We start from the raw sequence: 9027 nt of genomic DNA, 5'->3' as shown, positions 1-9027 counted from the left end.
CTTCGTGCTGCCATCCTAAACAATCAGCACCGTAATGTCACATTGATATTTGAGCGGCTGCCACTCTTCCTCCGTACGAACCAAGTACCCCTTCGGAAGTTTCCGACATAAGGTCAATTCGGTTGCCATTTTCTAATGCAGCAACGATTTCTGCTGTGATTTGGGACAAGACGTCCCTGGGAAAAAAGTTAAATGCGCGCGTCACTGTTCACTGCTCTTCCTTTCGTCCTCGCCACCAGTTTCGTTCAAGCACAGAGCCTGCCAGAGGCCATGCAGAAAGCCCTCGAGGTACACCCGGAAATCCAGGCCGGGGTCAACAGCCGAATCGCTGCCGATTACCAACTGCGCGCCGCCAAGGGCGGTTACCTGCCACGCGTCGATGTGCTGGCCGGTTATGGCCGTGAAGGCACCGACAGCCCGAGCACCGGCAACCGCTGGGAAACCCTCAACCGTGGTGAGTCGAGCGTGCGCCTGCGGCAAATGGTCTTCGACGGTTTTGCCACGTCGAGCGAAGTCGGTCGTCAGCAAGCCACCGTCAACTCCCGCGCCTACTCGTTGCTGGGGGCGTCCGAGCGCACCGCGCTGACCGTTGCCCAGGTCTATCTGGATGTCCTGACCCGTCGCGAGATGGTCCGTCTGGCAGAAGACAACCTGCGCAGCCACGAACGCATCTACGACCAGATCAAGCTGCGCACCGCCCGTGGTGTCGGCCGCCTGGCTGACCTTGACCAGGCGGAAGCGCGTCTGGCCCAGGCCCGCAACAACTTGATCACCGAGCAGACCAACCTCGCCGATGCCAAGACCAACTACCTGAGCGTGGTCGGTCAGCTGCCGGACGAGTTAAGCAGCCCGGCGCCGTTTGTCGACCTGTTGCCGGCCAACCTCGACGAGGCCCGTCAGCAGATGGTCGAAAGCAGCCCGATCCTGCGCTCGGCGGAGTCCGATATCGCGGCGGCGGAGAAGCAATACGAAGCGGCAAAGTCTACTTTCTATCCGCGTTTTGATGCAGAACTCGGACGGACGGCCGATAACGATCTTGATGGCATGAACGGCCACAACAACGAATGGCAGGCTATGCTGCGTATGAGCTTCAACTTGTATGCCGGCGGCAGCAACAAGGCCGACCTGGAATCCAAGTCGTACCTGACCAACCAGGCGCTGGACATTCGCAACAATGCCTTGCGCCAGCTCAATGAGGAGCTAGGCCTGGCATGGAATGCTATGGACAACGCCAATGCGCAGTTGCCGATCGCCCAGCAATACGTCGATCACAGCAACAGTGTGCGCAGCGCCTACCAGAAGCAGTTCAGCCTGGGCGAACGTACCTTGCTAGACTTGCTCGACAGCGAGAACGAACTGTTCACCGCGCAGCGCCGTCTCGCGGAAGTGAAGAACAGCCAGGTGTTTACTCAGTACCGAATCAAAGCGACCATTGGGCAACTGCTCAAGAGCCAGGGTGTTGTCGCACCGATGGCCGCTGTGGTGCAGAACGACCTTAAACCGAAAGTGAACCTGCCAGGCATGAACTGAGGTTCACTGTTATAGCCAACCGCAACCGTTAAGAGAGCCCGCGTGGAATCAGAAGTCAGTCGAGTCCAACTCAGCCATGATCCACGCAGTCAGCACGACGATCCGTTGCTGGACAGCCTGCTGTCTCTCTGCGTGCTGCACCAGAAGCCCGCCAGCCGGGCCATGCTGACCACCGGCCTGCCGTTGCCGGCCCAGCGCCTGAGCCCGGAGCTGCTGCCACGTGCGGCGGCCCGTGCCGGCCTGCAGGGCCGCTTGCTGCAACGCAAGCTGGAGCAGATCCCGAGTATTGCCATGCCGGCCATGCTCCTGCTCAAGGACGGTCGCAGCACGGTGTTGCTGGGTTGGGAGAATGACGACACCGCGCGCCTGTTGCTCAGCGAGAGCGACGGCGGCGAGGTGCATGTCAGTCGTGAAGCCCTGCAAAGCGACTACAGCGGCCGGGTGTTTTTCGCCCAGCCGCAGCACAAGTTCGACGTCAACCACGGCAACCTGATCCCGCGGGCGCGCTCCTGGTTCCGCGACACCCTCAAGCGCAGCCGCTGGCTGTACATCGACGCCATCGCCGCAAGCCTGGTGATCAACCTGATCGCCCTGGCCGCACCGCTGTTCGTGATGAACGTCTACGACCGCGTGGTGCCCAACCAGGCCACCTCGACCCTCTGGGTCCTGGCTCTGGGTATCTCCGGCGCCTACATCTTCGACCTGATCCTCAAGGGCCTGCGCAGCTTGTGCCTGGACCTGGCCGGGAAGAAGACCGACCTGATCATCTCCGCCACGCTGTTCGAACGCATCGTCGGCATGGCCATGAAGTACCGGCCGGCACGGGTCGGCAGCTTTGCCCAGAACATCCATGAATTCCAGGGCCTGCGCGACTTCCTCGCCTCGCTGACCCTGACCAGCCTCATCGACTTGCCGTTCACCCTGTTGATCCTGATGGTGATTGCCATCATCGGTGGGCATCTGGTGTGGATCCCGATCATCGCCTTCCCGCTGGCCCTGGGTATCGGTTATGCCCTGCAAAAACCGCTGGTGGCGACCCTGGAGCGGACCATGGCACTGGCCTCCGAGCGCCAGTCGAGCCTGATTGAAACCCTCGCCGGGCTCGATGCGGTCAAGGTCAACAACGCCGAAAGCGAACGCCAGTACATGTGGGAGCAGACCATCGGCACCCTCAGTCGCCTCGAGCTGCGGGTCAAGGTGCTCTCAGGCCTGGCGATGAACATTACCCTGCTGATCCAGCAACTGGCGGGCGTGGCGCTGATCTGCGCCGGTGTCTACCAGATCATGGCCGGCAACCTGAGCATGGGCGGCCTGATTGCCTGCTACATGCTCAGTGGCCGCGCCCTCGGCCCGCTGGGCCAGCTCTCCGGCCTGCTGACCCGTTACCAGCAAGCCAAGGTCACCATGGTTTCCACCGACCAGATGATGGAGTTGCCGCAAGAGCGCAACTTTGAAGAGCGCCCGCTGAGCCGTCAGGTACTGCAGGGGGGCATCGAATTTCGCGGCGTCGATTTCACCTACCCCAACCAGCAGAACCTGGCGCTCAAGGGCGTCAATGTGTCGATCCGCCCCGGCGAGAAAGTCGGCATAATTGGCCGCAGCGGCTCGGGCAAGAGCTCGCTGGCCAAGCTGATCGTCGGCCTCTACGAAGCCGACGCCGGCTCGTTGCTGGTCGATGGCGTGGACATTCGCCAGATCGACGTCAGCGAGCTGCGTCACAACATCGGCTACGTGCCCCAGGACATCCAGCTGCTGGCTGGCACCCTGCGCGACAACCTGGTCAGCGGTGCCCGCTATGTCGAGGACGAAATGGTCCTGCAGGCCGCCGAGCTGTCCGGGGTTCACGAATTCGCCCGGTTGCACCCGCAAGGCTACGAGCTGCAGGTCGGCGAGCGTGGCCAGAACCTGTCCGGTGGCCAGCGGCAGAACGTCGCCCTCGGCCGTGCGCTGCTGCTCAACCCGCAAATCCTGCTGCTCGATGAACCGACCAGCGCCATGGACAACACTGGTGAAGAACGCCTCAAGCAACGCCTGCAAGCCGTCATCGAGAGCAAGACCGTGGTCCTGGTGACTCACCGGGCTTCGCTGTTGTCACTGGTCGACCGCCTGATCGTTGTCGATCGCGGGCAGATAGTCGCGGATGGCCCGAAAGCCGCCGTCATGGATGCGCTGAAGAAGGGGCAGATCAGTGTTGCTTAAGATGGATATGGGCCAGATCAAGGACAGCCTGCGCAAGTACTTCAAGGGTTCCGAATCGCTCAGCGGCCAGCCGCTGCCCGAGGTCAACAAGGCGCTGATCGAAGATGCGCCGCGCATCGTGCGCCTGACTATCTGGGCGGTGATCGGCTTCTTCCTGTTTCTGGGGCTTTGGGCCAACTTCGCCATTATCGACGAAGTTACTCGTGGCGAAGGCAAGGCGATCCCGTCGTCGAAACTGCAGAAAATCCAGAACCTGGAAGGCGGCATCGTTGCGCAGATCTACGCCAAAGAGGGCGAAATCGTCGAGATTGGCGACCCGTTGCTGCGCCTGGATGACACCCGTTTCGTCTCCAACGTCGGCGAGACCGAGGCTGATCGCCTGGCCATGGCCCTGCGCGTCGAGCGCCTGAGCGCCGAGGTCGAAGACCGGCCGTTGAAGATCGACGAAGAAATCCGCAAGGCCGCGCCGAGCCAGGCCGCCAACGAAGAGTCCCTGTACCAGAGCCGTCGACAGCAGTTGCAGGACGAAATCGGCGGCCTGCAGGAGCAACTGGTGCAGCGTCAGCAGGAGCTGCGCGAGTTCAGCTCCAAGCAGGGCCAGTACCGCAACAGCCTGCAGCTGCTGCGCCAGGAAATCAGCATGTCCGAGCCGCTGGTGGCCCAGGGTGCGATCTCCCAGGTGGAAGTGCTGCGCCTCAAGCGCGCCGAAGTCGAGAACCGCGGCCAGCTGGATGCCACCTCGCTGGCGATCCCGCGTGCCGAGTCGGCGATCAAGGAAGTCGAGCGCAAGATCGACGAGACCCGCGGCAAGTTCCGCAGCGAAGCCCTGACCCAACTCAACGAAGCGCGTACCGACCTGAGCAAGGCCCAGGCCACCGGCAAGGCCCTGGACGACCGGGTCAACCGCACCCTGGTCACCTCGCCGGTGCGCGGTATCGTCAAGCAGCTGCTGGTCAACACCGTTGGCGGCGTGATCCAGCCGGGCAGCGACCTGGTCGAAATCGTCCCGCTGGACGACACCTTGCTGGTCGAAGCGCGCATCCGTCCGCAAGACATTGCCTTCCTCCACCCTGGGCAGGAAGCGATGGTCAAGTTCACCGCTTATGACTACACCATCTACGGCGGCCTCAAGGCCAAGCTTGAACAGATCGGCGCCGACACCATCACTGACGAAGACAAGAACACCTTCTACGTGATCAAGCTGCGCACCGAGCGCAGCCATCTGGGCAGCGACGACAAGCCGCTGCTGATCATCCCGGGGATGGTTGCTTCGGTGGACATCATCACCGGCAAGAAGAGCGTGCTGAGCTACCTGCTCAAGCCGATCATCCGCGCGCGGGCTGAGGCCTTGCGCGAGCGTTGACAGCATCGCGGGGCAAGCCCGCTCCTACAGGGTTGTGTAGGAGCGGGCTTGCCCCGCGAAGAGGCCCCAACCTCACCATATGCTTATGCACTAAAGGTATTTAAATTCTCTCCCTTATGACTTTATAGTCACTCCCCTGCGTACCTGCCGACCAATCGGCGCGCCGCACGACCGAACCAACACGGAACACCGTGAGTTTCTGATCGATGCGCGCACCTTTGGGCGCGCTCTGCGTGGGAGTGAATCATGTCAGGGGCCTCTAACGCCTTGTCGTCCATCGACAGCGCACAGCAGCAAGCCTTCGAAATCCTGCCGTTCAGTGGTGCCGTCGGCGCCGAGATCATCGGCCTGGACCTGAGCAAACCCGTCAGCGGCGAAGATCTCACCCGCATCCACCGGGCTCATCTTGACCATCACGTGCTGGTGTTTCGCGACCAGCGTATTACCCCCGAACAACAGATCGACTTCAGCCGCCGCTTCGGTGTGTTGCAGGTCCACGTGCTCAAGCAGTTCTTGCTCAGCGGCCACCCAGAAATCCTCATCGTCTCCAACATCGTCGAGAACGGTCAGAACATCGGCCTGGGCGATGCCGGCAAGTTCTGGCACTCGGACCTGTCGTACAAGGAGCTGCCAAGCCTGGGCTCGATGCTGCACGCCCAGGAGCTGCCCAGCGAAGGCGGCGACACCCTGTTCGCCGATATGCACAAGGCCTGGGACGGCTTGCCCGACGCCCTGCGCAAAGCCGTTGAGGGGCGCCGCGCCGCGCATTCCTATACCGCCCGCTACAGCGAGAGCAAATTCGCAGGCAACTGGCGCCCGCCCCTGACCGCCGAGCAACTGGCGCAGGTTCAGGAGGTGATTCACCCGGTGGTGCGCACCCACCCGGAAAACGGCCGTAAGGCGCTGTTCGTCAGTGAAGGGTTCACCACCCGCATCGTCGGCCTGCCCGACGATGAAAGCCGCCAGATCCTTGCCGAACTCCACGCCCACAGCGTGCTTGAGCAAAACATCTACCGCCACCAATGGCGGCCCCATGACCTGGTGTTCTGGGACAACCGCTCGTTGATTCACCTGGCCAGCGGCTGCCCCGCGCACCTGCGCCGCAAGCTGTACCGCACCACCATCCAGGGCGATGCTCCGTTCTGATCTTTCGAGGAGTACAGCATGCGCAAATCAATCAGCCGCCTGGCGGCCAGTATCGGCCTGAGTGCCAGCCTGCTCGCCGGCAGTCTGGTAGCGCCGGCCACGGCCCAGGCCGAAGGTGAAATCCGCATTGCCGAGCAGTTCGGCATTGTTTACCTGCTGCTCAATGTGGTGCGCGATCAGAACCTGATCGAGAAGCACGGCAAGGCGCAGGGCATCGACATCAAGGTCGACTGGACCCAGCTGTCGGGTGGCGCCGCGATCAACGACGCCTTGCTCTCCGGCTCGGTGGATATCGCCGGGGCCGGCGTCGGCCCGCTGCTGACCATCTGGGACCGCACCCAGGGCCGGCAGAACGTCAAGGCCGTGGCCTCGCTGGGCAACTTCCCTTACTACCTGGTCAGCAGTAACCCGAAGGTGAAGACCATCGCCGATTTCAGCGAGAAAGACCGCATCGCCCTGCCGGCGGTGGGCGTCTCGGTGCAGTCGCGCTTTTTGCAGTACGCCGCCGCCAAGCAGTGGGGCGACAAGGAGTACAACCGCCTCGATAAATACACCCTGGCCGTCCCTCATCCGGATGCCACCGCGGCCTTGCTCGCTGGCGGTACCGAGCTGAACGCGCACTTCTCCAACCCGCCGTTCCAGGACCAGGTGCTGGCCAACAAGGACGTGCACGTGGTGCTCAACACCTACGACCTGCTCGGGCCTAACTCGCCGACCGTGCTGTTTGCCACCGAGAAATTCCGCAACGACAACCCCAAAACCTACAAGGCCTTCGTCGATGCCCTGGCTGAAGCCGCCGAGTTTGCCCAGAACGACAAGGCCGCTGCAGCCGACACCTACATCCGCGTGACCAAGGCCAAGATCGACCGCGAGGCGTTGCTGAAGATCATCGACAACCCGCAGTACGAATTCAGCGTGACGCCGAAAAACACCTACCCGCTGGCCGAGTTCCTCTACCGCGTAGGCGCGATCAAGCACAAACCCGAATCCTGGAAAGACTACTTCTTCCAGGACGAGAAACCGCTGCAAGGGAGCTGATCCGGATGAACACCCCATTGCAAGGCCATACGGTCAGCAAGTTGAGCAGCGTCGCCACGCCGCCGCTGCTGCAGGTGGATAACGTAAGCCTGGAGTACCGCATCGCGCAGCGCGTGGTGCGGGCCACCCACCAGGTCAGTTTCGAAGTGGACAAGGCCGACCGCTTTGTCCTGCTCGGGCCCTCGGGCTGCGGCAAGTCGACCCTGCTCAAGGCGGTGGCCGGTTTCATTGAGCCGAGGGAAGGGCAGATCCGCCTGCAGGGCCAGGCAGTACATGGCCCGGGCCCGGATCGCATCGTGGTGTTCCAGGAATTTGACCAGCTGCCGCCATGGAAAACCGTCAAGCAAAATGTGATGCTCCCGCTGCTCGCCTCCGGCGCGCTCAAGCGCAAGGAGGCTGAACAACGCGCCTTGCACTACCTGGAGAAAGTCGGCCTGGCAGGCTTTGCCGATGCCTATCCACATACCCTGTCGGGCGGGATGAAAGCCCGTGTGGCGATTGCCCGGGCGCTGGCCATGCAACCGAAAATCCTGCTGATGGACGAACCCTTCGCCGCCCTCGACGCCCTGACCCGGCGCAAGATGCAGGAAGAATTGCTGCTGCTCTGGGAGGAGGTGCGTTTCACCCTGTTGTTCGTCACCCATTCGATCGAAGAAGCGCTGGTGGTCGGCAATCGCATCCTCTTGCTGTCGCCCCATCCGGGCCGGGTGCGTGCCGAGATCCACAGCCATCAGTACGACCTGCAGAGCCTTGGCGCCAGCGATTTTCAGGCGTCGGCGCGGCGCATCCACTGCTTGTTGTTCGACGATGATGCCCAGGTCGAGCACGACCTGGCATTGGGCTTCGCCGACATTCGCATTGCCTACTGACCGGGAGTTTTGCCATGACCACAACTGTTACGCCGCGTCAGGAATACGAAGTCGTCCTCGAACCGTTGCTCAGTGTCCCGCTTGAGCGCGAACTGCCGCTGGGCCAGCGCCTCTGGCAACAGGGTTGGCTGCGCAAGGGCCTGATCCTGATTCTGCTGGCCCTGGCCTGGGAAGCCATCGCTCGCTACCAGGGCAACGACCTGTTGCTGCCGAGCTTTTTGCAAACCGCCGCAGCCCTGTCCGACGGCCTGCTCAGCGGTGAGTTGCTGGCCAAGGTCGGCGTGTCGCTGGTGGTGCTGCTCAAGGGCTACCTGCTGGGGATTGTCCTGGCTTTCGGCCTGACCAGCCTGGCGGTGTCGACCCAGTTCGGCCGCGACCTGCTCAGCACCCTGACCTCGATGTTCAACCCGCTGCCGGCGATTGCCTTGCTGCCGCTGGCCTTGCTCTGGTTCGGCCTGGGTGACAACAGCCTGATCTTCGTGCTGGTGCATTCGGTGCTCTGGGCCCTGGCGCTGAATACCTACGCCGGCTTTCTCGGCGTTTCCGAGACCCTGCGCATGGCCGGGTGCAACTACGGCCTGCGCGGTTTACGTCTGGTGGTGCATATCCTGATTCCGGCCGCGTTGCCGTCGATCCTCTCGGGCCTGAAGATCGGCTGGGCCTTTGCCTGGCGCACGCTGATCGCCGCCGAGCTAGTGTTCGGCGCTACCAGCGGCAAGGGCGGGTTGGGTTGGTACATCTTCCAGAACCGCAACGAGCTGTACACCGACAAGGTATTTGCCGGGCTGGCGGTGGTGATCCTCATCGGCCTGCTGGTCGAAAGCCTGGTGTTCAATACCCTGGAGCGCATCACCGTGCGCCGCTGGGGCATGCAGCGCTGAC

The 9027-nt window shown here is 62.4% G+C and carries 7 protein-coding genes; all 7 read left to right on the top strand.

The window, feature by feature from the left end:
- Nucleotides 1–192 precede the first annotated feature (192 nt).
- The 7 genes from F8N82_RS24140 to F8N82_RS24110 all read left to right on the top strand — a co-directional run bounded on the left by F8N82_RS24140 (nucleotide 193) and on the right by F8N82_RS24110 (nucleotide 9026).
- Entirely contained in the window at nucleotides 193–1530 is a 1338-nt protein-coding gene (locus F8N82_RS24140; RefSeq protein WP_038997767.1) for a TolC family outer membrane protein, read from the top strand.
- A gap of 42 nt (nucleotides 1531–1572) precedes the next feature.
- The gene (locus tag F8N82_RS24135; RefSeq protein ID WP_038997766.1) at nucleotides 1573–3729 is read left to right on the top strand and encodes a type I secretion system permease/ATPase; all 2157 of its coding nucleotides are present in this window, start codon (nucleotides 1573–1575) and stop codon (nucleotides 3727–3729) included.
- Nucleotide 3730: 1 nt separating this feature from the next.
- Nucleotides 3731–5092, top strand: a complete 1362-nt coding sequence (locus F8N82_RS24130) for an HlyD family type I secretion periplasmic adaptor subunit (protein ID WP_167336611.1) — start codon at nucleotides 3731–3733, stop codon at nucleotides 5090–5092.
- Nucleotides 5093–5338: 246 nt separating this feature from the next.
- Nucleotides 5339–6238 (top strand): TauD/TfdA dioxygenase family protein, encoded by a 900-nt coding sequence (locus F8N82_RS24125; protein ID WP_038997762.1) that lies wholly within the window; start codon nucleotides 5339–5341, stop codon nucleotides 6236–6238.
- Between the two features lie 18 nt (nucleotides 6239–6256).
- Nucleotides 6257–7276, top strand: a complete 1020-nt coding sequence (locus F8N82_RS24120; protein ID WP_038997761.1) for an ABC transporter substrate-binding protein — start codon at nucleotides 6257–6259, stop codon at nucleotides 7274–7276.
- Between the two features lie 5 nt (nucleotides 7277–7281).
- A complete protein-coding gene (locus F8N82_RS24115; protein WP_038997760.1) occupies nucleotides 7282–8145 on the top strand; it encodes an ABC transporter ATP-binding protein in 864 nt (287 codons plus the stop codon).
- Between the two features lie 14 nt (nucleotides 8146–8159).
- Entirely contained in the window at nucleotides 8160–9026 is an 867-nt protein-coding gene (locus tag F8N82_RS24110; protein ID WP_038997759.1) for an ABC transporter permease, read from the top strand.
- Nucleotide 9027: the final 1 nt, after the last annotated feature.

Origin of the sequence: Pseudomonas fluorescens (assembly GCF_902497775.2) — a bacterium.
GTDB classification, from domain to species: Bacteria; Pseudomonadota; Gammaproteobacteria; order Pseudomonadales; family Pseudomonadaceae; genus Aquipseudomonas; species Aquipseudomonas putida_F.
The sequence above is the reverse complement of the archived record's forward strand: the minus strand, read 5'-3'. Positions and strand labels throughout refer to the sequence as shown.